23 protein-coding genes are annotated in these 26,978 nt (G+C 71.3%); 11 read left to right on the forward strand and 12 right to left on the reverse strand.

All coding sequences use genetic code 11. From position 1 onward, the window contains the following. Positions 1-219: 219 nt before the first annotated feature. The 3 genes from MNY62_RS13915 (at position 220) to MNY62_RS13925 (ending at position 4,045) form a co-directional block, all read left to right on the forward strand. Positions 220-1,137 carry a GDP-L-fucose synthase family protein gene (locus MNY62_RS13915; protein WP_242344779.1) on the forward strand — a complete coding sequence of 306 codons (918 nt, stop codon included), beginning with the start codon at positions 220-222 and terminating at the stop codon, positions 1,135-1,137. A gap of 128 nt (positions 1,138-1,265) precedes the next feature. After that, complete coding sequence (gene gmd / locus MNY62_RS13920; protein WP_242344780.1) at positions 1,266-2,288, forward strand: GDP-mannose 4,6-dehydratase; 1,023 nt, start codon at positions 1,266-1,268, stop codon at positions 2,286-2,288. A gap of 224 nt (positions 2,289-2,512) precedes the next feature. After that, positions 2,513-4,045 carry a glycerophosphodiester phosphodiesterase gene (locus MNY62_RS13925; protein WP_242344781.1) on the forward strand — a complete coding sequence of 511 codons (1,533 nt, stop codon included), beginning with the start codon at positions 2,513-2,515 and terminating at the stop codon, positions 4,043-4,045. A gap of 19 nt (positions 4,046-4,064) precedes the next feature. On the opposite strand, the gene MNY62_RS13930 is transcribed toward MNY62_RS13925, so the two are convergent. From MNY62_RS13930 to MNY62_RS13955, 6 genes are all read right to left on the reverse strand, one after another. Then, positions 4,065-4,970, reverse strand: a complete 906-nt coding sequence (locus MNY62_RS13930) for an SDR family oxidoreductase (RefSeq protein ID WP_242344782.1) — start codon at positions 4,968-4,970, stop codon at positions 4,065-4,067. After that, the gene (gene rfbB, locus MNY62_RS13935) at positions 4,970-5,980 is read right to left on the reverse strand and encodes a dTDP-glucose 4,6-dehydratase (protein ID WP_242344783.1); all 1,011 of its coding nucleotides are present in this window, start codon (positions 5,978-5,980) and stop codon (positions 4,970-4,972) included. The genes MNY62_RS13930 and rfbB overlap by 1 nt, the downstream gene beginning before the upstream one ends. A 103-nt stretch (positions 5,981-6,083) precedes the next feature. Continuing rightward, the gene (gene rfbC / locus MNY62_RS13940) at positions 6,084-6,632 is read right to left on the reverse strand and encodes a dTDP-4-dehydrorhamnose 3,5-epimerase (protein WP_242344784.1); all 549 of its coding nucleotides are present in this window, start codon (positions 6,630-6,632) and stop codon (positions 6,084-6,086) included. Beyond that, a complete protein-coding gene (gene rfbA, locus MNY62_RS13945) occupies positions 6,632-7,519 on the reverse strand; it encodes a glucose-1-phosphate thymidylyltransferase RfbA (RefSeq protein WP_242344785.1) in 888 nt (295 codons plus the stop codon). The genes rfbC and rfbA overlap by 1 nt, the downstream gene beginning before the upstream one ends. A gap of 255 nt (positions 7,520-7,774) precedes the next feature. After that, positions 7,775-8,719, reverse strand: coding sequence for a glycoside hydrolase family 16 protein (locus MNY62_RS13950; RefSeq protein WP_242344786.1), 945 nt, complete (start codon positions 8,717-8,719; stop codon positions 7,775-7,777). A gap of 17 nt (positions 8,720-8,736) precedes the next feature. Beyond that, positions 8,737-9,510 carry a hypothetical protein gene (locus tag MNY62_RS13955; protein ID WP_242344787.1) on the reverse strand — a complete coding sequence of 258 codons (774 nt, stop codon included), beginning with the start codon at positions 9,508-9,510 and terminating at the stop codon, positions 8,737-8,739. Between the two features lie 214 nt (positions 9,511-9,724). Here MNY62_RS13955 and MNY62_RS13960 point away from each other — a divergent pair, with 214 nt between their 5' ends. The 4 genes from MNY62_RS13960 to MNY62_RS13975 all read left to right on the forward strand — a co-directional run bounded on the left by MNY62_RS13960 (position 9,725) and on the right by MNY62_RS13975 (position 14,479). Next, the gene (locus MNY62_RS13960) at positions 9,725-10,375 is read left to right on the forward strand and encodes a hypothetical protein (RefSeq protein WP_242344788.1); all 651 of its coding nucleotides are present in this window, start codon (positions 9,725-9,727) and stop codon (positions 10,373-10,375) included. Positions 10,376-10,389: 14 nt separating this feature from the next. Next, complete coding sequence (locus MNY62_RS13965; RefSeq protein WP_242344789.1) at positions 10,390-11,172, forward strand: glycosyltransferase family 25 protein; 783 nt, start codon at positions 10,390-10,392, stop codon at positions 11,170-11,172. Between the two features lie 52 nt (positions 11,173-11,224). Further along, the gene (locus MNY62_RS13970) at positions 11,225-12,847 is read left to right on the forward strand and encodes a capsule assembly Wzi family protein (RefSeq protein WP_242344790.1); all 1,623 of its coding nucleotides are present in this window, start codon (positions 11,225-11,227) and stop codon (positions 12,845-12,847) included. A gap of 72 nt (positions 12,848-12,919) precedes the next feature. Beyond that, positions 12,920-14,479 (forward strand): glycosyltransferase, encoded by a 1,560-nt coding sequence (locus MNY62_RS13975; protein WP_242344791.1) that lies wholly within the window; start codon positions 12,920-12,922, stop codon positions 14,477-14,479. Positions 14,480-14,528: 49 nt separating this feature from the next. On the opposite strand, the gene MNY62_RS13980 is transcribed toward MNY62_RS13975, so the two are convergent. Further along, complete coding sequence (locus MNY62_RS13980; RefSeq protein ID WP_242344792.1) at positions 14,529-15,785, reverse strand: baeRF10 domain-containing protein; 1,257 nt, start codon at positions 15,783-15,785, stop codon at positions 14,529-14,531. A gap of 115 nt (positions 15,786-15,900) precedes the next feature. On the opposite strand from MNY62_RS13980, the gene MNY62_RS13985 reads away from it, so the two are divergent. The 3 genes from MNY62_RS13985 to MNY62_RS13995 are packed head-to-tail and all read left to right on the forward strand — an operon-like array spanning position 15,901 to position 19,631. After that, positions 15,901-16,824, forward strand: a complete 924-nt coding sequence (locus tag MNY62_RS13985; protein WP_242344793.1) for a nucleotidyltransferase family protein — start codon at positions 15,901-15,903, stop codon at positions 16,822-16,824. Further along, complete coding sequence (locus tag MNY62_RS13990) at positions 16,821-18,263, forward strand: hypothetical protein (RefSeq protein WP_242344794.1); 1,443 nt, start codon at positions 16,821-16,823, stop codon at positions 18,261-18,263. Before MNY62_RS13985 ends, MNY62_RS13990 begins: the two co-directional genes overlap by 4 nt. 51 nt (positions 18,264-18,314) lie before the next feature. After that, entirely contained in the window at positions 18,315-19,631 is a 1,317-nt protein-coding gene (locus MNY62_RS13995) for a UDP-glucose dehydrogenase family protein (RefSeq protein ID WP_242344795.1), read from the forward strand. A 25-nt stretch (positions 19,632-19,656) separates the two neighbouring features. Here the strand turns inward: MNY62_RS13995 and MNY62_RS14000 are convergent, their stop codons facing one another. From MNY62_RS14000 to MNY62_RS14020, 5 genes are all read right to left on the reverse strand, one after another. Further along, the gene (locus MNY62_RS14000) at positions 19,657-20,352 is read right to left on the reverse strand and encodes an LON peptidase substrate-binding domain-containing protein (RefSeq protein WP_242344796.1); all 696 of its coding nucleotides are present in this window, start codon (positions 20,350-20,352) and stop codon (positions 19,657-19,659) included. Positions 20,353-20,354: 2 nt separating this feature from the next. Further along, positions 20,355-22,793, reverse strand: coding sequence for a sodium-translocating pyrophosphatase (locus MNY62_RS14005; protein WP_242344797.1), 2,439 nt, complete (start codon positions 22,791-22,793; stop codon positions 20,355-20,357). A gap of 261 nt (positions 22,794-23,054) precedes the next feature. Further along, positions 23,055-23,639 (reverse strand): ExbD/TolR family protein, encoded by a 585-nt coding sequence (locus tag MNY62_RS14010; protein WP_242344798.1) that lies wholly within the window; start codon positions 23,637-23,639, stop codon positions 23,055-23,057. 7 nt (positions 23,640-23,646) lie between these two features. Further along, a complete protein-coding gene (locus tag MNY62_RS14015) occupies positions 23,647-24,144 on the reverse strand; it encodes an ExbD/TolR family protein (RefSeq protein ID WP_242344799.1) in 498 nt (165 codons plus the stop codon). A 120-nt stretch (positions 24,145-24,264) separates the two neighbouring features. Further along, positions 24,265-24,945, reverse strand: a complete 681-nt coding sequence (locus MNY62_RS14020) for a MotA/TolQ/ExbB proton channel family protein (RefSeq protein ID WP_242344800.1) — start codon at positions 24,943-24,945, stop codon at positions 24,265-24,267. A 330-nt stretch (positions 24,946-25,275) separates the two neighbouring features. Between MNY62_RS14020 and MNY62_RS14025 the strand changes: the two genes are divergently transcribed. Then, positions 25,276-26,955, forward strand: a complete 1,680-nt coding sequence (locus MNY62_RS14025) for a hypothetical protein (protein WP_242344801.1) — start codon at positions 25,276-25,278, stop codon at positions 26,953-26,955. Positions 26,956-26,978 lie beyond the last annotated feature (23 nt).

A 26,978-nucleotide genomic window follows, 5' to 3' on the forward strand; every position in this document is an offset into this window, starting at 1 on the left:
CTGCGGACTTGGACCGAGGGAGATCAGCGACCGAACGCGATGGGCAAGGCATTCTAGGTCATGCCGCGTCGCGTGGGCTAGATGTCCTCGGTTCTTCGGCAAAGGAGCCTGGCCCTGACTTAGCGCCACGTCATCTGGATGATCACGTGAGCCGGTTTGACTCGAGGTCCCGCTGTGTCTAGTGTCCGCGCCATGGTCAGTAGTTGGTCGCGTCAGCGCTTGGTCGTCACCGGCGGCGCCGGCTTCCTTGGCAGCTTCGTCATCGAGGAGCTGCGCCGGCGCGGAGTGCGCGAGATCTTCGTCCCCCGCTCGCGGGACTACGATCTCGTCCAGATGGAGGACGTGCGGCGCCTCTACGCCGACGCGAAGCCGACGCTGGTCCTCCACCTTGCGGCGCGGGTGGGCGGCATCGGCGCGAACCGGGACAACCCGGGGAAGTTCTTCTACGACAACCTCATGATGGGTGTTCAGCTCATCGAGGTGGGCCGGCAGGTGGGCCTTCGGAAGCTCGTCGCCCTCGGCACCATCTGCGCCTACCCCAAGTTCTGTCCGGTGCCGTTCAAGGAAGACGACATCTGGAACGGCTATCCGGAGGAGACGAACGCACCGTACGGGCTCGCGAAGAAGATGCTGCTCGTGCAGAGCCAGGCCTACCGTCAGCAGTACGGCTTCAACTCCTCGGTCTTGTTCCCCGTCAACCTCTACGGCCCGCGCGACAACTTCGACCTCCACACCTCGCACGTCATCCCTGCCCTCATCCGCAAGTGCGTCGAAGCGCGGGAGCGGGGAGACGAGCAGATCGTCGTGTGGGGTACCGGCGAGGCCTCGCGCGAGTTCCTCCACGTCCGGGACGCCGCCGAGGGGATCGTCGAGGCGGCGGAGAAGTATGACAAGAGCGACCCGGTGAACCTGGGCGCGGGGTTCGAGATCAAGATCCGGGACCTCGTGCCCCTGGTCGCCCGCCTGTGCCGGTTCGACGGCGAGATCGTGTGGGATACGTCGAAGCCCGACGGGCAGCCGCGGCGGATGCTTGACACCTCGCGCGCGGAGCGCGAGTTCGGGTGGAAGGCGCGGATCCCGTTCGAGGACGGACTGCGCGAGACGGTGGAGTGGTACGAGAAGAACCGCGGTCCGTGACCGCTCGCCCTTCGACTTTCAAGGCGGCGAGACATTCGGCAACGCAATCGCCTCGTGCTTCGACACGCTCAGCACGAGCGGGTATGAGGCCTGCGAGGCAAGCCGCGATCACAACGGGGGAAGGTTCAGTGAAGAAGGCGCTCATCACCGGCATCACCGGGCAGGACGGCAGCTACCTCGCCGAGCTGCTCCTCGACAAGGGCTACGAGGTCCACGGGATCATCCGCCGCTCGTCGTCGTTCAACACGACGCGGATCGACCACATCTACCAGGACCCGCACACCCCGGACTGCCGGCTCTTCCTGCACTACGGCGACCTCAACGACTCGTCGTCGCTGAACCTGCTGCTCAAGAAGCTTCGCCCGGACGAGATCTACAACCTCGGCGCGCAGAGCCACGTGAAGGTCTCGTTCGACGTGCCCGAGTACACGGGCGAGGTGACCGGCCTCGGCGCGGTGCGGCTGCTCGAGTCGATCCGCGAGCTGGGCCTGAACGACACGCGCGTGTACCAGGCGTCGTCATCCGAGATGTTCGGCGCCTCGCCGCCGCCGCAGAACGAGAAGACGCCGTTCTACCCGCGCAGCCCCTACGGTTGCGCCAAGGTCTACGCCTACTGGATCGGCGTGAACTACCGCGAGGCGTACAAGATCCCGGTCTCGAACGGCATCCTCTTCAACCACGAGTCGGAGCGGCGCGGCGAGACCTTCGTCACCCGCAAGGTGACGCGGGCCGCATCGCGCATCAAGCTCGGCCTGCAGAAGAAGCTCTATCTCGGCAACCTCGAGGCCCGCCGCGACTGGGGGTACGCCAAGGACTACGTCGAGGCGATGTGGCTCATGCTCCAGCGGCCTGAAGGCGACGACTACGTCATCGGCACGGGCGAGTCGCACTCGGTGCGCGAGCTGTGCGAGGAGGCGTTCGGGCACGTCGGCCTCGACTACCGCGAGTTCGTCGAGATCGACCCGCGCTACCACCGGCCCACCGAGGTGGACTTCCTCCTCGCCGACGCCTCCAAGGCCGAGAAGAAGCTCGGCTGGAAGCCGCGGACGACCTTCAAGGAGCTCGTCCGGCTCATGATGGTGTCGGACCTCGAGCTCGCCGCGCGCGAGCAGCGCGCGGGCGCGGGACCGGCGGTGTCGCGCCACGGGTAGGGACTCCGGCCGCGGCCGGCTCACTCCCGTGGTCGGGCAGTTCACCCTACGGTGAACAGCGGGTCGCACGCGCGGTCGCACCCATGAGCCATCCCGCTCGAGGGCTTGCGGACATCGCGCGGTGCTGGAATCCCCGCCGTGACTAATGCGATTGCCGCACCACACTAAGGCTCGGACCCTTTGGCAGGCTCACGACCATCGATCCCCGGATCGATGGTCGTTGCGTGATTGCGCTCGCTCGCTTCTCGCCCCTGCTTCCGCTCGCCTCGCTGCTGTGGATCGTCTCCGCTACCGGGTGCGGCCGCCCCGAGCTGGCGCCGATACTCGGACGGATTCGTGAGCCGCCGAGCGAGCCCCCCGCGCTCCCCCCTCTGGTCGGCACGGAGCCTCCTCCCGCGGTTCTCGACTGGAACGAGGCAGCCTTCCCGGTGATCATCGGGCATCGCGGCTCGGGGAACATCCGCGCTCCGGAGAACACGTACGCCGCGTTCGATCACGCGGCCGGCCTCGGCGCTCCCATCGAGACGGACGTCCTCGAAAGCTTGGATGGCGAGTACGTCATATCGCATGACGACACGACGGACCGGATGTGCGGCACGACCGGCCAGCGTCGGATCGATCAGATGACGCTCGATGAGCTGCTCGCGCTGGACTGCGCGCAGGGCTATCGGCCTGAAGTCTTCTCGCCGCAGCGGATGCCGCGCTTCGAGGACTTCCTGCAGCGTTATGGGTCCTCGAATCTCCTCCTCCCCGAGCTCAAGCCGACCACACGCACCGATGCGGGCACCGTGGCGGCGAGCCTGATCGTTCAGCACGGGCTGCAGCGAAGCGCCCTGGCGTACTCGTTCTCTGCCGCGTACCTGGCGGAGATGAGGGCCGTCGATCCCACGATCCCGCGCGTCCTCATCTGCGGGTGCGAGATCAGCGCGAGCCAGGTGCTATCCGACGGCCTCTGGGGCGTCGCAGTTTCGCGCCCGTACGCCACGAAGGAGTACATCGACGGCATTCACGCGACCGGAGCCCGGGTCTTCGTCTGGACGGTGAATGACGTGACCTCGGCCGAGCCGCTCGTGGCGAGTGGCGCAGACGGCATCATCACCGACGACCCTGGCTACCTGCGCGCGTTCACGAACGCCCGTACCCCCAAGGGCACGACCACCGTGAGCCCGCCCGCGTCGCTGCTGGCCTCGACGTGGCGATGGCACACGTCCTCGACCGGGCTCGGGCCGCCGATCGTGGCGGACGACCACTTCGTCACGTGGGCAGCGACGTCTCCGCCTGACCCGGGCACGTTCTTCCGGATCGATCCTGGGATCCGGACGGCAGACGTTCCGGCGGCTCAGACGATCCAGACCACGCTCAAGGTGACCAAGGTAAATACGGACCTGACGCGGCACTTCGGGATTCGCTTCGCGTGGGCCACCGACAACGATGGGGATTGGTTCGGAAACGGCACCCCAAACGCTCGTCAGGGCTATCACTTCGCGTATCGGCTGAACGGAGCGGTCGAGCTGGTGCGCGACGATGGAACGCGCGCGGGTTACGTGATCCTCTCGCGCCAGCAGTGCACCCCCGTCGCGGAAAGCGACACCGTACCGCTCCGCCTCGATGTCACCGAGGGGACCCTCACCGTCACGCGCACCGATACGGGCTGCTCCGTCACCGCTGCCGACGCCACCTACCCGCGCGGCGGCTTCGTCGACGTCTATGGAAGCGGAGTCGTCCCCGGGGTGGGCACTACAACCGTCCTCTACTAGCTGTCCCGCTTGTGACGCCTCAGGCGCCGCTGCGCCTCCGCCACTCCGCGTGAAAACGCCGCAGCGCCTCGTCGATCGCGAGCGGCTTCGTCCGCAGCAGCGCCGCGGCCCGCTCGGTGCGCAGCCCTCCCCGGAGCGGTCGGGGCGCGAGCAGCTTCACGTCGGCGGTCTTCACCGGGATGATCTCCCCCGCAAGACCGAACTCGCTCGCCACGCGCCGTGCGAAGTCCACCCGGTCGAGGACCGTCGCGTCGCTCGTGTGCAGGACGCCGCGGTAGCTCGTCTCGAGTAGTAGCTCGAGGCACATCGCGGCGCCGTTCGCGGCGAGGGTCGTCGAGACGAGCTGATCCGAGAACGCGTGGACCTTCTCGCCGCGCGAGAGCTTCTCCACCACCTGCGTCGCGAAGGTGGCCTTCGCGCCCGGCCGCCCGCTGTACACCACCGCGACGCGCGCCACGGCGCAGTCCGGCACGAGCACGAGCGCCGCCTCCTCGCCGCAGCGCTTCGTGCGCGCATAGACTCCGCGCGGGTTCGGCAGGTCGTCCTCCCCGTAGGGACCGGCGGCGCCGTCGAACACGTAGTCGGTCGAGACTGCGACGAGCCGCGCGCCCAGGGCGCGGCAGGCGCGGGCGACCTGCTCGGTCCCGCCGACGTTCACGCGCCAGGCGAGCTCCGGCTCGCGCTCGCACCCATCCACGTCGGTCGACGCGCCGGCGTGCAGCACCGCCTCCGCGCCGAGGTCGCGCAGCGCCCGCTCCACGGAGACGCCGTCGCCTAGGTCGGCCTCGGCCCAGCGGTAGGCGCCCGGCGCGAGGCGGCACGCGCCGCGGCCGATCGCGAGCACCTCGTGGCGGCCGCTCGCCGCGAGCTGGGCCACCGCCTCGCCGCCGAGGAGCCCGTTCGCCCCGGTGACCGCGACGCGCACTACCGGCCCCCGTACTGCTTCTCGTAGTACTTGAGGTACTCGCCCGAGATGATCCGCTCCCACCACTGGCGGCGCTCCACGTACCAGCGCACGGTCGCGGCGAGCGCGTCCTCGAAGCCGTGACGCGGCGCCCAGCCGAGCTGCGTGCGGGCCTTGGTCGAGTCGATGGCGTAGCGCCGGTCGTGGCCCGGCCGATCGGTCACGTACTTGATGAGCGACTCGGGCTTCCCCACGAGCCGGAGCACCTGCTTCACGATGTCGATGTTGTGCCGCTCGCTCGAGGCGCCGAAGTTGTAGACCTGCCCGTCCTCGCCCTTCTCCAGCGCGGCGAGGAGCCCGCGGCCGTGGTCCTCGACGTGGATCCAGTCGCGCACGTTCATGCCGTCGCCGTAGACCGGCAGGGGCAGGTCGCGGAGCGCGTTCGCGATCATGAGCGGGATGAGCTTCTCGGGGAACTGATACGGGCCGTAGTTGTTCGAGCAGCGCGTGACCACCACCGGCAGCTTGAACGTGTGCGCGTAGGCGAGGGCGAGCAGATCGCTCGAGGCCTTGGAGGCGGAGTACGGCGACGAGGGATCGAGCGGCGTCTGCTCCGTGAAGAGGCCGGTCGGGCCGAGGGAGCCGTAGACCTCGTCGGTGGAGACGTGGACGAAGCGCCTCACGCCGAACTCGCGCGCGGCCTCGAGGAGCACCTGCGTGCCGCGCACGTTCGTCTCGATGAAGATCGACGGCGAGAGGATCGAGCGGTCGACGTGGCTCTCGGCCGCGAGGTGCAGCACCGCGTGGATCTTCTCGGTCCGGAAGACGTCGGCGATGAGCTCGCCGTTGCAGATGTCGCCGCGCACGAAGCGGTAGCGCGGGTTGCCCTCGAGATCGGCGAGGTTCTCGGCGTTCCCGGCGTAGGTGAGCTTGTCGAGGTTGACGATGCGCCACTCGGGCCGCTCGGCGAGGAGGAGGCGCACCAGGTTCGAGCCGATGAAGCCCGAGCCGCCGGTGACGAGGACGTTCATTCGATGCTCCAGGGAGAGCCGCGCTCGCGCTTCGACAGGCTCAGCGCGAGCGGTCGGGAGGTTGCCTCGGCGGTCGGGCACATGGCGCGCGCGGTCCGAGCAGTCAGTCGAACAGGGGGGCCTCGGTGAGCCGCAGCCCGGCCGCGTCCTTCGCGGAGACGACCGGTGCGGCGCCGCCGGTCTGCCAGTCGATGGCGAGGTCCGGATCGTTCCAGCGAATGCAGCGCTCGTGCTCCGGGTGCCAGTAGTCGGTGGTCTTGTAGAGGAACTCCGCCTCGTCGGAGCGGACGAGGAACCCGTGGGCGAAGCCCTCCGGGATCCAGAGCTGCCGCTTGTTCTCGGCGGACAGCAGCTCGCCCACCCATCGGCCGCAGGTCGGCGAGCCGCGGCGGAGGTCCACCGCCACGTCGAGCACCTCACCGCGCACCACGCGCACGAGCTTTCCCTGCGGGCGCGGGAGCTGGTAGTGGAGGCCGCGCAGGACGTCGCGCGCCGAGAGGCTGTGGTTGTCCTGCACGAAGTCGACGGGCCGCCCCACCGCGGCCTCGAACGCCTTGCGGTTGAAGCTCTCGAAGAAGAAGCCCCGCGCGTCCCCGAACACCCTCGGCTCGAGGACGAGCACGTCAGGGATGCGTGTCTGCCGGACGTGCATCAGAAGACCCGCGTCCCGACCAGCGCGCGGACGTACTGGCCGTAGCTCGACTTGCCGAGGGCGGCGGCGCAGCGCTCGAGCTTCGCGTCGTCGATCCAGCCCTGGCGCCAGGCCACCTCCTCCGGACAGGCCACCTTGAGCCCCTGCCGCTTCTCGATGGTGGCGATGAACTGCCCCGCCTCGAGGAGCGAGTCGTGCGTGCCCGTGTCGAGCCAGGCGTAGCCGCGTCCCATGATCTCGACCGCGAGCTTCCCCTCCTCGAGGTAGAGCCGATTGAGGTCGGTGATCTCGAGCTCCCCGCGGGCTGAGGGGCGCACGGCCCGCGCCTTCTCGACGACCTCCTCGTCGTAGAAGTAGAGACCGGTGACCGCGTAGCGCGACTTCGGCCGCGCCGGCTTCTCCTCGATGCTCACGGCCCGCCGCTTCTCGTCGAACTCGACGACGCCGTAGCGCTCCGGATCGTTCACCGCGTAGGCGAAGACGGTCGCGCCCTCCTGCCTCTCGTCGGCGGCCCGCAGCACCTGCTGCAGCTCGTGGCCGTAGAAGATGTTGTCCCCGAGCACGAGCGCGGACGGTCCGTTCCGTACGAACTCGGCGCCGAGGATGAAGGCCTGGGCGAGGCCGTCCGGGCTCGGCTGCACCTTGTACTCGAGGTGCATGCCCCAGGCGCTGCCGTCGCCGAGGAGGTCCGCGAAGCGCGGCGTGTCCTGCGGCGTGGAGATGACGAGCACGTCCCGGATCCCGGCGAGCATCAGCGCCGTGAGCGGGTAGTAGATCATCGGCTTGTCGTAGACCGGCAAGAGCTGCTTCGAGACCGACAACGTGGCGGGGTAGAGCCGGGTTCCGGCACCGCCAGCGAGGATGATGCCCTTGCGCCTGGTCGTCATGGGATCCGTCGTGCCTTCGAGCCGATGGAACAGCGCCGCGCCACCGCGCGCGGTGGAAACCGCCGGAGCCCCCGCCTCCACGCGCCGCAGCGTCGAAGCGCTCGAGTGCCCGGCCGCCGACGAGACTGCGAGCCCGAGAACTTCTACGACGCCGCACGCGACGGGTGCAAGCGCGGGCAGGTCTCGCGCGAGCCGGCCTGGCGCTGCCTCGCGCGCCCGCGCTGCGCGGCGACGGCCGCCGCCGCGGCCGCGGCGTCAACGCGCAGCCTCATCGCTCGGCACCCACACCCGCACCCAGTCGATGTCCATCCGCGTGGTGCTCGTGTCGCGGGACCCATAGCCACCCGCGGGCACGTCGCCCGCCCAGCTGTGATCCAGCACCTCACAGGTGAGGTAGATGTTCTGGGAGACGTTCGAGACCGCTGCGCTCGTCTGGAACACCGGCTTCTCGTCGATGTAGAAGGAGTAGCCGTCGCGGGTCCAGAGCAGTGAGTACGTGTGCCACTCGCCCTTGAGCGGCGAGCCGTCGGGATCCGCGACGGTGCGGTTGACCTTCTTCCACTCCTTGCCGAACCCGTCCCAGTTGATGCCGACCTGGACGTAGTTGGGCATCATCCACCCGCTGCCGTCGATCTCGCGGTGCTCGTAGATGTCCACCTCCACGCCGGCGTTGCCAGGGTCGCCAATGGGGTTGCCGTAGTTGTCGGGCCACAGGAAGAACGAGCACCACTGACCGTAGCTGTCTCCGAACCGGGCGCGCGCCTCGTAGTAGCCGTAGCGCGCCTTGAACTTGTCGCCCGTGGTGATGTGGCCGGCGTGGTGGACGCCGTTCTCGTCGGTGAAGGTGACGAACGTGAGGACACCTCCGCCCAGCACGAGCGCCTCCGGACCCCTCACCCCGCCCTTCCAGTCCCCGCTGTTCACGACCCACTTGCTGTCGTCCATCGCCGTCCCGGCGAACTCGTCGCGCCAGGCGAGCGTGTAGCCGGGGAACGGAGGATCCGGCACCGGCTCCCCCGGAGCCGACGGGTCCTGCGGCGGGGCAGCGGGATCCTGCGGGCGCGGCAGCGGCGCGTCCGGTGGCGGCGCCCCTGGGACGGGACCCACGGTCCTCGCCGGCGGCCCCTGGGGCTCGAGGAGGCCGCACGCGGAGAGCGCGAGCGCCGCGGCGGCGAGCATCCCGATCTCGTGGCGCATCATCCCTCGCCTCCCTCGCCCTAGTACGACCAGTTGACGCCCGCCGCGACGACGCCGTTGCCTCTTCTCTCCTCGGTGTCCCAGGTGCGGAGACGATCGAGCTGCATGTCGTCGCGATACGTGAGGTAGAGCCCCCCCGGCCGCCAGTCCCACCGGCCGAGCGCGAACGACACTCGCCACTCCGGCGGAGTCGTCGAGCCCTCCAGCGCCCCCGGCGTCCAGCCGAGCCCACCGGTGGCGAACCAGGTGCGCCCCACCAGCAAGGTGGTGCGGGCGCCCAGGTACGGGCCGCCCGAGAACGGCAGCGTGGCGAACGCGCTGGGGGCGAGGCAGAACACCCACCCGCACAGGGCCGGGAGCTTGTAGCCGAGGCTCGCCTCCGCGTGCTTCAGCGTGAACGACGCGTCCGGACGAACGGGCCCCCAGTCGTGCACGTGCAGGAAGAAGGAGTTGTCGCGCCAGTCCTCGAACCCGAGCCCCCACAGGAAGCGAACCTCACCCTCCCGCGAGCGCGGCGTGACCTCCGCTCCGAGGCGCACGAACGACTTCCACCAGGGCGCGGCGGTCACGATCCCGCCGGTGGTCTGCCGGTCGGTGCCGCGGTAGCCGATGAACGCGGTTCCGCTGAGGTGCTGGCCCGGGAGCACCGGCGGGAGCACCTGCACCGGGCCGCTCGTCGTCTCGGGTACCACCCTCAGGGCGGGCTCGACGAAGGCGTCCGCGTCTCCACGCGCCGCGAGCGGTGCCGCCCAACAGGCGACCGTGAGCGCGACGGTGGCGCGGCGCGACCTCATCCACCGAAGCTAGCGGCGCCCCGGCGGGCGGCAATCGGCCGGCACGCGGCACGCCGGGGTGCTCCGTTCTTCGCCACGAGTGGAGAGGCGCACGCTCGTTCGCCCGCCGGGGTGGCTCGAGGCGCCTCGCGGGGACTCCGAGGGCGGCCTTGCCCTCGGCGCTCGGACGCTCGACGTTGGAGCGCTGGGACCTCGCTTGCGCACTTTACCTTTCGTGTTGCTCCTCGCGGCGCAGGCCGCGGCCGGGCAGGAGCCCCCCGGCTCGCGGGGGGTGAGGCCCACGCCGGAGGTCGAGGTCGCGCCGGCGAGCAGCGCGCCCGAGCGGGCCCGCGCGAGCGACAACGGCCTCGTGCTCGAGCTGCACAGCGACTTCGGGTTCGAGCGGCTCGTGCCGATCGAGTACACGGACGCGAGCCGCACCACCCTGCACCTCAACGACGGCTTCGCCATCGCGCTCGGCTGGAGCTTCCTGCCGCTCTCCGAGGGCCGCCTCGGGACCCGCGTCGCCGTCGGGTTCAAGCTCGACATGCTGCGGGCGTCGAACGGGGACGCGCTCTTCACCGGCGTCCCCGTCGACGTGATGGAGTTCGCGTACGTGGGCCCGCTCCGGCTCGGGGCCGGCGCGTCGGTGCTGCTGTGGGGGCGGACGAGCGGCAGCGGGTTCCTCGAGGAGGCACGGCTCCGGTTCGATCCCTCGCCGGGGGTGGTGCTCGACGCGGAGTGGATCGTGGCGCCCCGGACCCGGACCGGCCTCGGCGTCCGGGCGAGCTGGTACCGATTCTCCTGGAACGGAGTGGCGCGCGGCGGGCCCTCGATCGGCCTCGTCATCCGCGCGGATCTCCCGGTCGGACGGCGAGTGCGATAACATCGCGCGGCCCCATGGATCCCGCGCTCGACCGCTCTTACCGAGCCCTGAACGGCTACTTCGATCGCATCTTCGTCCTCACCCTGCGGCGATCGACGGAGCGCCATGCGACGATCGAGCGCTCGCTCGCCGGCCTCCGGTACGAGCTCGTCTACGGCCAGGACAAGGCCGACCTCGATCTCGCCGACCTGGAGGCGCGCGGCGTCTACGACGACCGGGCGGCGCGCCGCGCCCACCGGTACGGCCGCGGAGTCACGCTCGGTCACATCGCCTGCGTCCTCTCCCATGCGCGGATCTGGAGGCGGATGCTCGACGAGGGGCTCGAGCGCGTGCTCGTCTTCGAGGACGACGCCGAGCCCATCCCCGAGGCCATCGCCCTCGCGCCCGCCGTGCTGGAGCAGCTCCCCCCGACGTTCGAGTTCGTGTACCTCGGCTACAAGGGGCGCGAGACCGTCACGCCGCGCCGGCGTCTCGACCAGGCCGCCTACGTCGCGCTCGGCGCGCTGCGGCTGATCCGCTGGAGCGCTCGCGAGGCGCTGAACCTCTTGCCGCGCCCCTACTCGGAGAACCTCCGACGGGCGGGGCGTCACGATCACACCCACGCGTACGCCCTGACGCGCTCCGCGGCCCGCAAGCTCCTCGCCTCGCAGCAACCGGTCGTCCTCAACGTGGACACGGGCATCGGCCGGCTCATCCTGCGCGGGGCGCTCGAGGCCTACGTGACGGAGCCGAAGCTGTTCCGACAGCGCGGCGACAGCTCGTACATCCTCGAGGGGCCGTCGGCGGTGCGGCGGTAGGGAAAGGGTTCTCCCTTCGCGCGATCCGTTCGCGTAGAGTCGCGCGAACTCCATGCGTTCGCGCCCGCTCGCCCTCGCCCTCGCCCTCGCGCTCCCCTGTGCCACTCGCGCGGCCGACGACACGCGCTGCTCGCCCGGCGCGAGCTTCGCGGTGGACGGCTTCCGGGACCCCGTCGACGACCTCGCCCGCGTCGGCGAGCTGGTCGGCGCGGTCGCCCCCGAGCCGCGGCTCATCCGCCGCGGCGGTTTCCACCTGGAGCAGGCCTGCGAAGGAGACGTCGCGCTCCCGTGGGCGCTCCCCGCCGCGCCCGCGGACGGCGAGCACTTCCTCACGGCGCGGCCGTTCCGCCTCGAGGGAACGTTCAACTCCCACTTCCCCGAGGGCGCGAACGACGGTCTCCTCTGGGCGGGCCGCGGCGTCTCCTCGTTCGCGACGGTGGGCCTGGCCGGGCGCTACGGACCGCTCTCGTTCGCGCTCGCGCCCGAGGTCGCGGTCTCGCAGAACCGGGCCTTCACGCTCGTCCCGAACGGCCAGACCGGCGATCTCCGCTTCATGAATGGCTGGTACGGCGATTCGCTCGACTATCCCCAGCGCTTCGGGTCTGGGACCGCGACCTTCTGGGCGCCCGGCCAGAGCTATCTCCGCCTGGACCTCTGGAACGTCGCCGCCGGGATCTCGAGCGAGAACCTGTGGTTCGGGCCGGGCATCCGAAACGCCATCGCGATGTCCAGCGCCGCCGCCGGCTTCCCCCACGCCTTTCTCGGGACCTCGCGCCCGGCCGACATCTGGATCGGCACGGTGGAGGCGAAGGTGATCTGGGGGCGGCTCGATCGCACGAAGTACCTGCCCGCGCCGACCCACCCGCTCCTCACCGCGCTCGTCGTGGACTACACCCCCCGCTGGCTCCCGCGCCTGTCGCTCGGCCTCGCGCGCGTGCAGCTGCAGGTGTGGGACGACCTGGGGGTCCGCGACTGGTTCCCGTTCCTCCAGAGCTTCGAGAAGAAGAACCTGAAGTCGTGGTACGGCGGCCCGCAGGGCGACAACCCGCGCGACAACCAGCTCGCCTCGGTCTTCGGGCGGTGGGCGTTCCCCGAGAGCGGCCTCGAGATCTACTTCGAGTGGGCGCGCGAGGATCACGAGAACTCGTGGGAGGGCTTCATCCGCGAGCCGGACCACTCGCAGGCGTACCTGCTCGGCCTCCAGAAGGTCGCCCGCCTCGGGGAGCGCTGGGTGCGCTTCCACGCCGAGTACATCGACCTGCAGGAGTTCCGTCCCCTGAGCAGCTCGCGGGGCCAGCCCGTTTACTACATCCACGGGAACGACCTCTCCTACACCTACCAGGGCCAGCTGCTCGGCGCGTGGATCGGGCCGGGCGCCGACGCACAGCTCGTCTCCCTCGACGTGTTCAACAAGCGCGGCCGGATCGGCGGCTACCTGGAGCGGGTGCGCCGGAACGAGGCGGTGTTCTGGCTCGTGATCGATCCGAACAATCCCAAGGAGCTCTCTCACGACACGGAGGTCACCGCGGCGGTGCGCCAGGTCCTCTTCGCGGGGCCGGTGGACGTGTCCTGGGAAGCCGCGGCCTCGTGGCGCTGGGACCGCGACTTCCTCCGCAACGAGCCGAACTTCCGGCTCGGCGTGCAGGTGGCGGTGCCTTTCTCCCGCCCCCGCTGACCTGCCGAGGCAGCGCCGAACGCCCGCCCGCTCGTTCCGGGGGCAGCCGGGGTCTGATAGAACCGGGCGGTCATGACGTCCCTGACCGTCCTCGTCCCCGTCTACAACGAGCAGCACCTCGTCCAGACCTCGCTCGCGCGGCTCGAGATCCTCGAGACCTCGCCGCACCTCGAGCGCGTGCAGGTGATCGTCGTGAACGACGCCTCGAAGGACGGCACGGCGGCGGCGCTCGCGGCGTTCGCCGCGGAGCGGGGCATCGAGTGGCAGGAGAACGGGCCGCTCGCGGAGGGCGTGCGGCTCCGCGGCCACGGGCGGACGGGGCGGATCGAGTGGGTGTTCCTCGAGCACCTCGTGAACGGCGGCAAGGGCGCGGCGATCCGCACCGCGCTCGCCGACGCCGACTGCGAGCTCTCCGTCATCCACGACGCCGACCTCGAGTACCACCCGAAGGACCTCCTCCGCATCGTGAAGGTCTTCGTGGAGGAGCAGGCCGACGCGGTGTTCGGGTCGCGCTTCGCGGGCGGCGAGGCCCGGCGCGCGCTCCTCTTCCGCCACGAGCTCGGCAACCGCCTCCTCACGTTCCTCACCAACTGGGTGACGAACGTGAACCTGACGGACATGGAGACCTGCTACAAGGCCGTCCGCACGGACCTCCTCAAGTCGCTGCCGCTCCGCTCGAACGACTTCCGCCTCGAGCCCGAGCTGACCATCAAGCTCGCGAAGCGCGAGGCGCGCATCTTCGAGGTCCCGATCAGCTACTCGGGGCGCACCTACCAGGAAGGCAAGAAGATCAACTGGCGCGACGGCGTGAAGGCGCTCCTCGCGATCCTGCGCTTCTGGCTCTCCGACGAGATCTACGCGAAGGACGCCCACGGCTCGCAGATCCTCGGGCGGCTCGCGCGCGCGCCGCGCTTCAACGCCTGGATGGCCGACACCATCCGCCCGTTCTGCGGTCAGCGGGTCCTCGAGATCGGCAGCGGCACCGGCAACCTGACCCGGGAGCTCATCCCGCGCAGCCGCTACGTCGCGTCCGACATCAACCCGCTCTACCTCCAGACCCTGCGCGGCCTCACCGCCGACCGGCCCTACCTCGACGTCACCCTCACCGACGTCACCGAGGGCGCCTCGTTCCCCAGGGTCGAGGGCGGGTTCGACACGGTGGTGTGCCTCAACGTCATCGAGCACGTGGACGACGACAAGGGCGCGCTCGAGAACATCCGCGCGGCGCTCTCCGAGAAGGGCCGCGCCATCGTGCTCGTGCCCCAGGGGCCCGAGCTGCTCGGCACGCTCGACGAGGTGCTCGGCCACAAGCGGCGCTACACGGAGGCGACGCTCAGGGTGCTCGCGGTCGAGAGCGGCTTCGAGGTGAAGGAGGTCCTGCGCTTCAACCGCGTGGGCACCGCCGCGTGGTGGCTCAACGGCAAGCTCCTCAAGCGCCGCTCCTTCGGGCTCCTGCAGATCGTCGCCTTGAACCTGCTCACGCCGCTGTTCCGCCTCGTCGACCGGGCGCTGCCGCTCCCGGCGCTCTCGCTCATCGCGATCCTGGAGCCGGCCCGCGCCGGCGGCGCCGCCCAGCCGGAGTTCCCGCAGGAGGCGCTCGAGCCGGTGCCGCCGTCGCTCGACGTGGGGTGAGGCGCGCCGCCCCGCCCGCGCCGGAGCGCGAGCGGGGCTCGGCCTCTCCCTACTGGTTCGCCCCCGGCGCGCTCGGGTAGGGCGGGCTCGCGCCGCGGAGCCCGGTCTGCGCCGTCTGGCGGAGGAACGCGCCCACGCCCCGGTAGCTGTGGAGCTTGTTCGCGTGCGCGACCACCTCCACGTCGGCCCCGTCGAGCAGCGCGCGGGCGACGATGGCCTCGCCGAGGTCGCGCACCGCGTGCAGCTCGCCGCCGCAGTAGGGGCAGGACTCCGCCGACTCCGCGTTCGCGCCGATGGCGAGGCAGTTGTCGCAGCGCCAGCCGGTGCCGTCGAAGCACTCCTCGATGACGAGCCGGTGCACGCGCCCCTGGTTCAGCGCCTCGACCACGTCGCTCGGGCCGAGCACGCCGAGCGCGCCGCGCAGCGACTGCGCCACCACCTGCTCGATGGCGTCGTGCTCGTCGACCTTCTCCCGGTCGGCGAGGGCCTTCGCGGCGCCCTTCACGATGCCGTCGCGCCGCATCCCGTCGCCGGACTCCCAGTCGCGCGGGCGCGGGAGCCGCGCGATGACGCGCTCCTTGAGCCGCTCCGGGAGCTCGCGCTCGAAGGCGGCCACCGTCTCGGCGGTGCCCACGAGCACCACGTAGCAGTGCCGGTTCTGGTCGTAGAACGCGGTCACCTCCGCCGCGGCGGCGCGCCGGTTCTTCTGGACGAAGTTCTGGTGGTGGCGGACCTCCTTCGTCTCCCGCTCGTACTGGACCCGGGGACGCCCGGAGGCGCCGGCGTTGAAGTTGTCCCTCTCGCGGCGCGGGACGAAGCCGCGCAGGTTCGCCTCGACGGCGAGGTCGCCGAGGGACACGTGGTAGATGTCCGCGCCCTCCTGGCTCGGCGCCACGACGATCGCCGGCGCGAAGTCGTCCTGCAGCCGCGCGAGCTGGGTGAGGTGCGGGATGGCGTCGGTGGTGAGGGCGTTCTCGAACGAGCGCCTGAAGAAGTGCGGCCGCCACAGGCCGAGCGTGTCGCACGCGAACAGCGCGAGCCCGTTCTTGTCCGCCTCGTACTCCTGGCCGAGCAGGCCCGTCACCTGGTCCTGGATCCGCTTCAGCGTCTTCTCGAGCCCCGCGCGGCCCGGGCTCTCCGGGAGATAGTGCGCGAGGGTGTGGCGGATTCGCTCCTGCACGAACAGCCGCACGCGTTCGCGCTGCTGCTCGTCCTTCCAGCGGATGTCGAGGTACAGGCTGACGATGGGCTCGCTGCCGCTCTGGAAGCGGGCGAGCTCGGAGAGCGTTCCGTCGAGCTCGATCATTCCTTCCTCCCTTGTCGCTACAACGTGGACATGCCCACGCGCGCGGCGCGCGTCGAGGCGACGGCGGGGCTCCCGCCTCTCCATGCCGATTGCCGCGCCGCGCCGGACGGGTTAGATGGCGGCCGTGGCCCTGCTCGACGCCCTGCGCGCGCTCACCGACTTCACGCCCCCGCGGACCTTGCCCGACGCGGATCTCTCGCTCCTCGGCGACGTCCTCGAGGCGCACGGCCTCGCGCCGCTCGCCTCTTACCAGCTCGAGACGACGCGGCTCGGGGCGGGGCTGCCGGACGGCTTCCGCGAGCGCCTGCTCGGCAACTACCAGGGGGTCGTGAACGACAACGTCCTGAAGCTCGTCTCCCTCCGCAACGCGCTGCGCGAGGTGCCGGAGCTGCCGGTGGTGCTGCTCGACGCGGCCGCCTACGTGGACTGGCTCTACCCGCACATGGCGTTCCGGCCGGTGGGCGAGGTGCGCGTCGCGATGCGGCCCGCGGACCGCGAGCGGCTCGTGGCGGCGGTGACCGCGCTCAGGGTGGAGCGCACGGAGCACGACGGCCGGACGGCGGTGCTCGCCGACGAGCGGATCACCCTCGCCGTGCAGGACGCCCTCTGGTCCGGCGGCCCGGCGGAGGGGCCGCTCTTCGAGCGCAGCCGGCCGTACCGCGCGTTCGGTCCGGGGGCCGCGCGGCCGTCGGCCGAGGATGCGCTCCTCGCGACGGTCGTGGAGCAGGCGGCCATGGGCCTCTTCGCGCCGCTCATCACCTTCGTCGACGTGCGCGAGCTGCTCCGCCTCGAGCTCGACGTCGCCTACCTCCACGCGCGCGCCGAGGCGCTCCGCCTCTCGCGCGCGCTCTTCGGCGCGAGCCTGCTCGTGGCGCACTTCTACCCGGAGGTCGCCGAGGCGGCGGCGCGCGTGCGGCCTTCGCTCGGGCTCGCCGAGCGGCTCGCGGTGGAGCGGGTGGTCGAGGCGGCGAAGGATCCGGCCCGCCTGCGCCACCTGCGCGGCGCGGACTCGGCCGCGAGGCTCGTCGTCGCGCCGTGACCGCCGGGAGCACGAGACCCGTCGCGGTGGGGGCCTTCGCGGCCGTCCTCGCGGGCCTCTCGCTCCTCCACCTCGGCACCGGGCTCGCGGACAACGGCGACTTCGATCGCTCGACCTACTTCCTCCTCGAGAAGCCGGCCGGGTTCGCGACGAACTGGCCGCCCTACGACACCCCGGAGCGCGCGCGCCGCATCCTGGGCGAGTGGCACGATCGCTGGGAGCTCGCCGCGGGCGCGCCGCGCCTCCACGCGGGCATGACCGCCTCGTCCTACAAGCCGATCCTCGCGGCGCAGGTCGGCCTCGACCGGCTCGTCACGGGCGACGGCGAGTACTCCTTCGTCGTCGGCTCCCTGCCGCTCCGCGCGGTGCTCGTCGCCGGAGTCGTCGCGCTCGTCGCGACCGCCGCGGCCGAGGCGCCCGCCGCCGCCGTGGTCCTCGCCCTGCTGCTCGGGCTCGCCGCGCTCGAGACGAGCTTCGCCGCGTTCCTGAACAGCGCCTTCGAGGACCAGGTCGCGATCGTGTTCCTGCCGCTCCTCGCGCTCTTCACCTGGCGCGCGGCCGCTGCGCGGTCGCGCCGCGCCGCGCTCGCCGGCCTCGCCGTGGCCGCGCTCGTGGGCGCGGCGAAGCCCGCCTTCTTCTACCTTCCGCTCCTCGCCGCGCCGTTCCTGTGGAGCGCGCTCCGCGTGACCACGACCGCGGGCCGCGCCGCCGCGGTCGCCGCCGTCGTCCTCGCCCAGGCCATCGCGCTCGTGCCGCCGCTCGTGAACCGCGCCACGACCCGCGTCAACGCGTACCAGGCGCTCTACTACGGCGCGCTCCTGCCGCTCTCCGGCGCGGAGCTCGCGGAGGTGCGCGTGCGCGGCGCGCCCGCCGTCCGCGAGTGCGTCGGGGTGCGGGCCTTCGTCCGCCCCGAGGGGCCCGCGTGCCTGGAGCGCGCGCCCGGCTCGCTCGCCGCGGCGGCCGCGATCCTCGCCACGCACCCGCGCGCCGCCGCCGCGCTCCTCGGCCGCGCCGTCGCGAAGGGCGCCGACGTCGAGCTCGCCTACCTGTCGAAGCGTGCGCCCGGCCGCGCGTGCTTCGCGGAGCTGCCCCCGTTCCGCTTCTGGACCGGCGTCTTCCGCCGGCTCGGGCGCGCCGTCCTCGCCCTCTCGCTCCTCGCGGCGGCCTCGCTCCACCTCGCGCCCGCGCGCGTCCGCGGCTCCGGCGCCGCGCGGGCGGCGGGCCTCCTCGCAGTCTTCGGCGCCCTCCAGTACCCGGTCTCCCTCGCCGACGGGCTCGTCGAGACGCAGAAGCACGTGCTCGTGGGCAACTATTCGAACGTGCTCGCGCTGTCCCTCGCGGCCGCCGTCCTGGCCGCGGCCGCGGCGCGCGCGCTGCGCCGCGCACCGCCTCGGCCCGAAGAAGAGGCGCTGGCGCACGCTCGCACAGCCGCTCGTTGAGAGGGGGCGCCGCGTGTTACCCTGCGGCCGCTTTTTGCCTGGGGGACACGCATGCGCATCGCCGTCGTCGGGACGGGCTACGTCGGCCTCGTCACCGGCACCTGCTTCGCGGAGACCGGCCACACCGTCGTCTGCCTCGACGTGGACGCGCGCAAGATCGAGACCCTGCGCGCCGGCGGGATCCCCATCTACGAGCCCGGACTCGAGGAGCTCGTCCGCCGCAACGTGAAGGAGCGGCGGCTCTCCTTCACGACCTCGTACCCCGAGGCGATCGGGGGCGCGGAGGTCGCGTTCATCGCGGTGGGCACGCCGCCCGGCGAGAACGGCGAGGCGGACCTCCAGTACGTCCTCGCGGCCGCCGAGGAGATCGGCCGCCACCTCACGGGCTCGTGCGTGGTGGTGGACAAGAGCACCGTCCCGGTGGGGAGCGCGGAGAGGGTCGCCGAGGCCCTCGGCCGCGTCGCGAAGCACCCGTTCGACGTGGTCTCGAACCCCGAGTTCCTCAAGGAGGGGGCCGCCATCGAGGACTTCATGCGCCCCGACCGCGTGGTCGTGGGCGTGGCCTCCGAGCGCGGGCGCGCGGTGATGGCCGAGCTGTACGCGCCGTTCGTCCGCGCCGAGCAGCCCGTGCTCTTCATGGACCTGCGCTCCGCAGAGCTCACCAAGTACGCGGCGAACGCGATGCTCGCGACGCGCATCTCGTTCATGAACGAGATGGCCGCCCTCTGCGAGCGGCTCGGCGCCGACGTGGACCAGGTGCGCCGCGGCATCGGCTCCGACCGCCGCATCGGCCACCCGTTCCTCTTCCCCGGGGTGGGCTTCGGCGGCTCCTGCTTCCCGAAGGACGTGCGCGCCGTCATGACCATGGCCCGCCACGTCGGCCTCGACTTCGACCTGCTCCGCTCGGTGGAGCGCGTGAACGAGCGCCAGAAGCGCTGGCTCGTCGAGAAGGCCACGAAGCACTTCGGCTCGCTCGCCGGCAGGACCATCGCGGTGTGGGGGCTCGCCTTCAAGCCCAAGACCGACGACATGCGCGAGGCGCCGGCGATCTCCGTGGTCGAGGGGCTGCTCGGCGCGGGCGCCAGGGTCCGCGCGCACGATCCGGTGGCGGCCGAGGTGGCGGGGCGGCTCTTCGACGGGCGCGGCGTCGTGCTCGCCGACGAGCCGTACGCGGCCGCGGAGGGCGCCGACGCGCTCATGCTCGTCACCGAGTGGAACGAGTTCCGACAGCCCGATCTCGCGCGCCTCAAGGCCACGCTGCGCCAGCCCGTGCTCCTCGACGGCCGGAACGTGTGGGACGCCGCGAAGGCGCGGGCCGCCGGGTTCACGTACTACGGGGTGGGGCGGAACGCGGCGGAGCGCGCGTGACGGCGCCGCCCGCGCCGCGGCTGCGCTAGACCCGCGGGTTCTTCCCCTTCGAGAGCACCAGCACGACCCCGGCGACCTCCTCGAGCACGTACTCGAGCCGGCGCGCCACCGCGAGCTCCTCGAGCACCTTCTGCCGAGACTCCGGATCGGAGACCACCGCGGCGCCGACGAGGTCCACGATCGCGGAGGGGTCGCTCATCTGGGCGACCGCCTCGGCGAGCTGCGGGGCGCCGGACTCGGACGGCAGGCGGGTCGAGAGCTCGTAGACGAGCTGGCGGAGCGCCTCGAGCTCCGAGCCGAGCGCGGTCGCGCCGCCCGCGGGCCAGACCTCCTCGAGGATCTCCGCCTTGAACTCGCGGTACGGCTTCTCGGTCATGACCTCCTCGACGAGCCGCACGCGGGCGAGGCCGCGCACGAGGATGTCGTAGCGGCCGTCCGGATACTCCTGCTCCGCCTCGATGATGCCGGCTCCGCAGATGGGCTTCAGGCGCGGGCGAAGCCGCTGCGCGTCCGCCTTGGTGTAGAGCGCGGGGATCGCGACCACGCGATCCCCGGCGAGCGCGTCCTTCACGAGCGCCTTGTAGCGCGGCTCGAAGATGTGAAACGGCGTGGGCGTCCCGGGGAGGACGGCCACGCCGTGGAGGGGAAACACCTTGAGGGCGGCGCACGCGCTCGCGAGCGCCGCCCACTTGCCCTGCGGAGCGATGCGCTCCGCGCACATGGCTAGTGCGCCGCCGGGCTCGCGGAGGCCTCGCCCGCCGCCTTCATGCCCACCTGGATGCGCATCCCGTAGAACGAGCGGTAGACGAAGAACAGCGCGACGGCGAGGAAGACGGCCGCGAGGGAGATGCGCGTCCCGAGCTCCATCTTGATCGCGAGCTCGACGGCGAGGAGGCCGAAGAGCGTCGTGAACTTGATGATCGGGTTCATCGCCACGGACGAGGTGTCCTTGAAGGGGTCGCCGACGGTGTCGCCGACCACGGTCGCGTCGTGCAGCGCGGTGCCCTTCGCCTTGAGCTCCACCTCGACGACCTTCTTCGCGTTGTCCCAGGCGCCGCCGGCGTTCGCCATGAAGATCGCCTGGAACAGGCCGAAGATCGCGATCGAGATGAGGTAGCCGATGAAGAAGAACTCGTCGACGAACGAGAAGGCCAGCGTCGCGAAGAACACGACGAGGAAGATGTTGAACATGCCCTTCTGCGCGTAGACCGTGCAGATCTCGACGACCTTCTTCGAGTCCTCGACGGAGGCCTTCTCGACGCCCTCGAGCTTGATGTTGGCCTTGATGAACTCGACCGCGCGGTAGGCACCGGTGGAGACGGCCTGCGTCGACGCGCCGGTGAACCAGTAGATCACCGCGCCGCCCATGATGAGCCCGAGCAGGAAGAGCGGGTTCAGGATGGAGAGCTTCTCGAGGTTGGCGGTGAGGCCGCTCGTGAGCGCCACGATGATCGAGAAGATCATCGTCGTCGCGCCGACGACGGCGGTGCCGATGAGCACCGGCTTCGCGGTCGCCTTGAAGGTGTTTCCGGCGCCGTCGTTCTCCTCGAGGAAGTGCTTCGCCTTGTCGAAGTTGGGCTCGAACCCGAACTCCTTCTTCACCTCGGCGTGGACGTTCGGGACGTTCTCGATGAGGGAGAGCTCGTAGACGGACTGGGCGTTGTCGGTGACCGGGCCGTAGGAGTCGACCGCGATGGTCACCGGACCCATGCCGAGGAAGCCGAAGGCGATGAGGCCGAAGGCGAACACCGCCGGGGCCATCATGAGGTCCGACAGGCCGAGCGTGGAGACGCCCCAGCCGGCCGCCATGAGGGCGGTGATGACGAGCCCCATCCAGAAGGCGGAGAAGTTACCCGCCGTGAGGCCGGCGAGGACGTTCAGGGACGCGCCGCCCTCGCGGGAGGCGGTGACGACCTCCTTCACGTGGCCGGAGGAGGTGGAGGTGAAGACCTTCACGATCTCGGGGATGATCGCGCCGGCGAGCGTGCCGCACGTGATGATGGTCGAGAGCTTCCACCACATCGTGCCGTCGCCGAGGTCGGCGATGAGCAGGTACGAGACGACGTAGGTGAGGACCACCGAGACGACCGAGGTGAGCCAGACGAGCGCGGTGAGCGGCGCCTCGAAGTTCATGACCGAGGCGCCGGCGTAGCGGCCCTTCGCGACGGCCTCGTTGATCCAGTAGGACACGACCGACGCGATGACCATCATGATGCGCATCGCGAAGATCCAGACGAGCAGCTTCACCTGCACGGCCGGGTTCGAGATGGCGAGCAGGATGAAGGTGATGAGCGCGACGCCCGTCACGCCGTAGGTCTCGAAGCCGTCCGCGGAGGGGCCGACCGAGTCGCCCGCGTTGTCGCCGGTGCAGTCGGCGATGACGCCGGGGTTGCGCGCGTCGTCCTCCTTGATCTTGAAGACGATCTTCATCAGGTCCGAGCCGATGTCGGCGATCTTCGTGAAGATGCCGCCGGCGATGCGGAGCGCGGACGCGCCGAGCGACTCGCCGATCGCGAAGCCGATGAAGCAGGGGCCGGCGAGGTCGCCCGGGATGAAGAGGAGGATGAACAGCATGATGAGCAGCTCGACGCTGATGAGCATCGTGCCGATCGACATGCCGGCCTTGAGCGGGATGGCGTAGGTCGGGAAGGGCTTGCCGGCGAGCGAGGCGAACGCGGAGCGGCTGTTCGCGTAGGTGTTCACGCGGATGCCGAACCAGGCGACGCCGGTCGAGCCGATGATGCCGACGAGCGAGAACAGCAGGATGATCGCCACCCGGCCCATCCCCATCCCCTGCTGCCCCTCGGGGCCGGTGGTGAGGAAGCCGAAGTACGCGACCATGATCACCGCGATGAAGGCCCAGAGGACCGCGATGAACTTGCCCTGCGTGCCGAGGTAGGTCTTCGCGGTCTCGTAGATGAGCTCGGAGATCTCCCGCATCGAGCGGTGCACGGGCAGGGCCTTGAGCTGCCGAGCGACGACGAGGCCGAAGACGAGGCCGAGCGCGCAGACGAGGAGGCCGACGAGGAGGAGCGAGTGCCCCGTCACTCCGCCGAGGAAGGTCTCGGAGCCGAGGTCCGGCAGGACGAGGTTCGCCTCGCCCCCGCCGTGGTGCGGCGCTGCGGCGACGGCGAGGCGTGAAAGCAGGTGGGAGATGTTCATGGTCCGGGAATCCGAATCTTCGGATATTTCTTGGAATATCCGTTGGTTGCGCGACGGAACGCCGCGGCGGAAGCCGGATAGTACCGGCCCGCTGCGCTTTTTGGCAAGCGTTCGGGGATGCTCGGGCTTTCGAGGCGGTGCGCGACCTCGCGCGGAGGCGCGAGCGGCGCCCGGATCAGCGGCCGGGCGCGCAGCGTGGCGCGGGAGCGAGGCCGCTCCGAGGCGCGTGCGGGCCGAGCCCGCGGCCGGCAGGACGCCGGGCTAGATGCCCGGCGTGGGGGCGCCGCTCGGGGCGGCGCCGAGGCTGCCCAGGTCGAGCGCGGCGAAGTTCACGTTGAAGTAGCCGGCGACGCCGCACGAGTACATCACGCGCTTCACGATGCGGAAGGGCACGGCCTTGTCGGCCTGGATGTTCACCACGCCGTCCCACTTCTTGTCGGGATCCTGCTGGTGGATGAACTCCCAGCGCTTCTTCTCGTCGCGCAGCCGCTCCTCGAGCGCGGGGATGTTGAGGTAGCCCGAGTCCGAGTCGAGCTCGCGGATGTCCGCGACCTTCACGCCGGTCACGACCACCTGGTCGGCGCTCACCGCCACCACCGGCGCGATCTCGATCATCTGCCCGTGCTGCGCGTCCGGGAGCTTGATGTCCTTCTGCATGTACATCACTTCGCCGGTGGCGCTGAACTGCTGCAGGAGGAAGATGACGAGCATCGTCATCATGTCGACCATCGGGACGACGTTCAGCTCCGCGTTGGTCGCCTTGTGGGCGCGGCCCATCTTGCCGCCGAGGATCTTCGAGGCCTCGAACCGCTTCGCGGGGCGCTTGCCTGGGGTGACGATGGGCATGGCGGCTCTAGACCCCGGTGACGGCCACGGAGACGAGCCCCGCGCCGACGCACGTGTCGATGACCTGCACGAGGTCGCCGTAGGGCACGGTGTCCTCGGCGGAGAGGGTGACCGCGGCGGCGTCCGGATGATCGCTCTTCAGCGCCTTGAGCCGCTCGACGAGGCCCTTGAGGTCGAAGCGGACGAGGCCGTCCTGGCCGCGACCGAGGTTCGGGATGTCGACGGAGGTGCCGGCCGAGGTCGAGAGGTTGAAGCCGCGCTCGCCCATCGCGAGGGTCACGAGGAGCTGCTTCTGCGCCTCGGTCTGCTCGACCTCCGGCGCCCCGGTGCCGAGCTGCTGCACCTGGAGCCGCGAGATCTGCGTCCAGACCGCGGTGTAGAGGAGGAAGGTGATGCAGCAGGAGAGGAGGTCGATCGCCGGGACGACGTTGATCGTCGCGTCGAGCGCCTTCTTCCGCCGCTTGCCACCGCCGCCGCCCTGCTCGGGCATCGCGCCGCCGCCCATCGGCTACCTCCTCTCGCGTGAACTCGGATCCGCTGCCGCTCGTGGGCTCACCACGGCGGTCACCCGGGCGCTCCGGGCCGCTCGCCCCGAAGGGCGAGCGGGAGAGCGCCGGGATCCGTCCTAGTCGTCATCACCCGTCGACACCGTCGCGGGCATCTTCATCTTGTCCTTGTTCGCGACGATGAGGTTCAGCACGGCGACCGAGGTCTCGTTGATCTCGTCGATCATGTGCTGCGTGCGGCCCTGCAGCACCGAGAAGGCGACGAGCGCCGGGATGGCGGTGAGGAGGCCGAACGCGGTGCAGTTCATGGCCTCGGAGATGGAGTCGGCGAGGATCGCCGCCTTGTCGGCCGGGTTCGCGTTCGCGACGGCGCCGAACGCGCCGATGAGGCCGACGATGGTGCCGAGGAGGCCGAGCAGCGTGGCCACGTTGCCGATCATGGCGAGGTAGCCGGTGCGGGCCTCGATCTTGGGCGACTCGCGCAGCGTCGCCTCGTCCATGGCGGCCTGCACGTCCTGATCGCCCTTCGGCACGTTGATGAGCCCGGCCTTGATGACGCTCGTGAGCGGCGTCTTCTTCTGCGAGGCGGTGAAGCTGATCGCCTTGTCGAGGTCGCCCGCGTAGATGTGCTTCTTGAGGCCGCGCAGGAACGCGTCCTTGTCGACGTTCGCCCTGAAATACAGGGCGATGATGCGGTCGATGACGAGCCCCACCACGAAGAACAGCGACACGAGGATGGGGTGCATCATCCAGCCACCGTCGTGGTAGTGCTTCGCCAGCGTTCCGAACATGTCGCCCATCTGGAAGGGTCCTCCGGACCGTGGACGGCGCGATTTCCCACCGGATTGCCGCGCGCTCGCCCGAGTGCTCGATCCCCTATCACGGGGTTTTCAGAGGCGTCAATTCGACGGCGTGCGCGCGCTGCGCACACCCTTCGACCTACACGCGACGCGCCCGCCGCCCCGCGCGGCCGTGTCGCGCACGTCCGGGCGAGACGGTGCATCCGACTCGCTCGCCCGGCAATTGCCCGCGAGGCGACCGGCGTCGTAGGCTCTCCGCCTCCGCGCGCCGGAGCGCCCGGCCGGTGAGCGGCCGTCGCGCGCCCCGCTCCGTCCGGGCGGTCGTCGGACATGCCGAACGAGACCACCTTCGCTCCCTACCGCCTCGCGCCCGGCGCGCTGCCGGAAGAGGCTGCCCGCGCCGCCGCCGCGCTCGACGCGCAGCCGCTCGTCGCCACGCCCGCGGAGCCGTTGCCCGCGGCCCTCGTGAACCGCGCGCTCGCCGACGTGCCCGCGGGCCGCGCCGCGACGATGTCCGAGGCGTGCCGCGCGGCGGACGGAACGGTCGCGGGCATGGGCGGGACGCCGCGCGCCTGCCTGTCGTCCGAGCGCCAGCGCGCCCGCGTCGGCGAGGCGGTGCGGGCCGCGCTCGCGGCCGGCTTCGCGGGCGTGTGCCTCGACCGCCCCGACGCGCCGCTCACGCTCGGCCTCCTCGGCGCAGGCTTCTGCACCGACTGCCAGCGCGCCTTCACGCGCCACCTCGTGCGCGAGTACGGCGACCACTTCCAGCCGATCGACTACCTCTCCCTCGCGCGCGAGGCGGTGGCGCAGGCCTCCGGCGCGCTCTCGTTCGAGCTCCTCCCGTTCGGGCGAGACTTCTGGCGCACGCGCAACGAGGCGCTCGAGCGTGCGGTCGCCGATTACGCGCGCAGCGCGCGTGACGCGGCCCGCGCCGCACCGCGCGCGTTCGAGGTGGTGGTCCAGTTCGAGGCGGTCGGCCCGGCCCAGCTCCGTGCCGCGCGCCACGCGGACGCGGCGATCTTCCCCGCGAGCCTCGCCCCCGGCGCCACCGGCATCGGCCTGTTCCGCCTCCTGCGCGCCGCGATGGGCCGGCGCCTCGCCGCGGTCGCCCCTGGGCCCGCCCCCGCCGCCAGCGGCGCGCATGCGCACGCGCGCCTCGCCGCCGTCGCGGCGAGCTGCGGCATCGACCTCTCCGGCGTGGAGCCGGCCGCCGCGCCCGGCACGGAGGTCGCGGCCGTGCGGCGGCTCGCCCGCCAGCTCGCCAGCGCCGGACGCTCGCCGCTCGTGACAGCTCCCGTCGCCGAGTGCGCGATCCTCTACTCCGCCGAGGCGGACCTGTGGACCGGCGGCCGGCACCGCGCCGCGGTCGAGCGCGCGGCGGAGGCGCTCGCGCAGCTTCACGTGCAGGCGCCGGTGGTGCTCCACCTCTCCCACGCGCCGCCCGAGGCGGTCGTCGTGCTCGCCGACGCGGTGGGCGTGACGCCGCTCGAGGCGAAGGAGATCCGGCGCCGGCTCGAGGCGGGCGGCGGGGTGCTCGCGTTCGGCGAGCCCGCCGGCGCCGACGAGGTCGGCCGGCCGGGCGCCACGTTCCTGCCGGGCGGCAAGCCCGGCGGCGTGCGCGTCGGGAAGGGGACCTTCGCCGCCCTCGCGCCGCTCGCGCCGGAGAAGGGCAGCGCTGCGCCGCCGGATCCGGCGCTGCTCGAGCGCGCGCTGGCGGCGCTCCTCGGCAAGGGGCGGCGGGCGGCCTCCGTCGCCTCGCGACAGCCGATGCTCGTCGTCCTCGACCGGACGCAGGGCGCGGTGCACGCGCACCTCGTCACCCTCGGCCCCGATCGCGCCCAGGGCGCGACGCTGTTCCTCGGCCTGCACGTCGCGGGAGAGGCACGCCGCGCGCGCTTCGTCTCCGCCGACGGCACCGACGTGCGCATCCCCATGAACCCGTCCGGCTACTCGCTCTCGACGGTGCTGCCCGCGTTCAAGGGCTACGCGGTCCTGAGCGTGAGTGTCTAGAACGGGGGCTGCGCCCCCGCGCC

The organism is Anaeromyxobacter terrae, assembly GCF_022690685.1.
Classification (GTDB): Bacteria; Myxococcota; Myxococcia; order Myxococcales; family Anaeromyxobacteraceae; genus Anaeromyxobacter; species Anaeromyxobacter terrae.

What these genes read in the sequence shown, in the direction of transcription:
- rfbB (WP_242344783.1), bottom strand. Translation starts at nt 5,980, where the DNA reads ATGAACGTCCTCGTCACCGGCGGCTCGGGCTTCATCGGCTCGAACCTG.
- rfbC (WP_242344784.1), bottom strand. Translation starts at nt 6,632, where the DNA reads ATGCACGTCCGGCAGACACGCATCCCTGACGTGCTCGTCCTCGAGCCG.
- rfbA (WP_242344785.1), bottom strand. Translation starts at nt 7,519, where the DNA reads ATGACGACCAGGCGCAAGGGCATCATCCTCGCTGGCGGTGCCGGAACC.
- MNY62_RS13950 (WP_242344786.1), bottom strand. Translation starts at nt 8,719, where the DNA reads ATGATGCGCCACGAGATCGGGATGCTCGCCGCCGCGGCGCTCGCGCTC.
- MNY62_RS13955 (WP_242344787.1), bottom strand. Translation starts at nt 9,510, where the DNA reads ATGAGGTCGCGCCGCGCCACCGTCGCGCTCACGGTCGCCTGTTGGGCG.
- MNY62_RS13965 (WP_242344789.1), top strand. Translation starts at nt 10,390, where the DNA reads ATGGATCCCGCGCTCGACCGCTCTTACCGAGCCCTGAACGGCTACTTC.
- MNY62_RS13970 (WP_242344790.1), top strand. Translation starts at nt 11,225, where the DNA reads ATGCGTTCGCGCCCGCTCGCCCTCGCCCTCGCCCTCGCGCTCCCCTGT.
- MNY62_RS13975 (WP_242344791.1), top strand. Translation starts at nt 12,920, where the DNA reads ATGACGTCCCTGACCGTCCTCGTCCCCGTCTACAACGAGCAGCACCTC.
- MNY62_RS13980 (WP_242344792.1), bottom strand. Translation starts at nt 15,785, where the DNA reads ATGATCGAGCTCGACGGAACGCTCTCCGAGCTCGCCCGCTTCCAGAGC.
- MNY62_RS13985 (WP_242344793.1), top strand. Translation starts at nt 15,901, where the DNA reads ATGGCGGCCGTGGCCCTGCTCGACGCCCTGCGCGCGCTCACCGACTTC.
- MNY62_RS13995 (WP_242344795.1), top strand. Translation starts at nt 18,315, where the DNA reads ATGCGCATCGCCGTCGTCGGGACGGGCTACGTCGGCCTCGTCACCGGC.
- MNY62_RS14000 (WP_242344796.1), bottom strand. Translation starts at nt 20,352, where the DNA reads ATGTGCGCGGAGCGCATCGCTCCGCAGGGCAAGTGGGCGGCGCTCGCG.
- MNY62_RS14005 (WP_242344797.1), bottom strand. Translation starts at nt 22,793, where the DNA reads ATGAACATCTCCCACCTGCTTTCACGCCTCGCCGTCGCCGCAGCGCCG.
- MNY62_RS14010 (WP_242344798.1), bottom strand. Translation starts at nt 23,639, where the DNA reads ATGCCCATCGTCACCCCAGGCAAGCGCCCCGCGAAGCGGTTCGAGGCC.
- MNY62_RS14015 (WP_242344799.1), bottom strand. Translation starts at nt 24,144, where the DNA reads ATGGGCGGCGGCGCGATGCCCGAGCAGGGCGGCGGCGGTGGCAAGCGG.
- MNY62_RS14020 (WP_242344800.1), bottom strand. Translation starts at nt 24,945, where the DNA reads ATGGGCGACATGTTCGGAACGCTGGCGAAGCACTACCACGACGGTGGC.
- MNY62_RS14025 (WP_242344801.1), top strand. Translation starts at nt 25,276, where the DNA reads ATGCCGAACGAGACCACCTTCGCTCCCTACCGCCTCGCGCCCGGCGCG.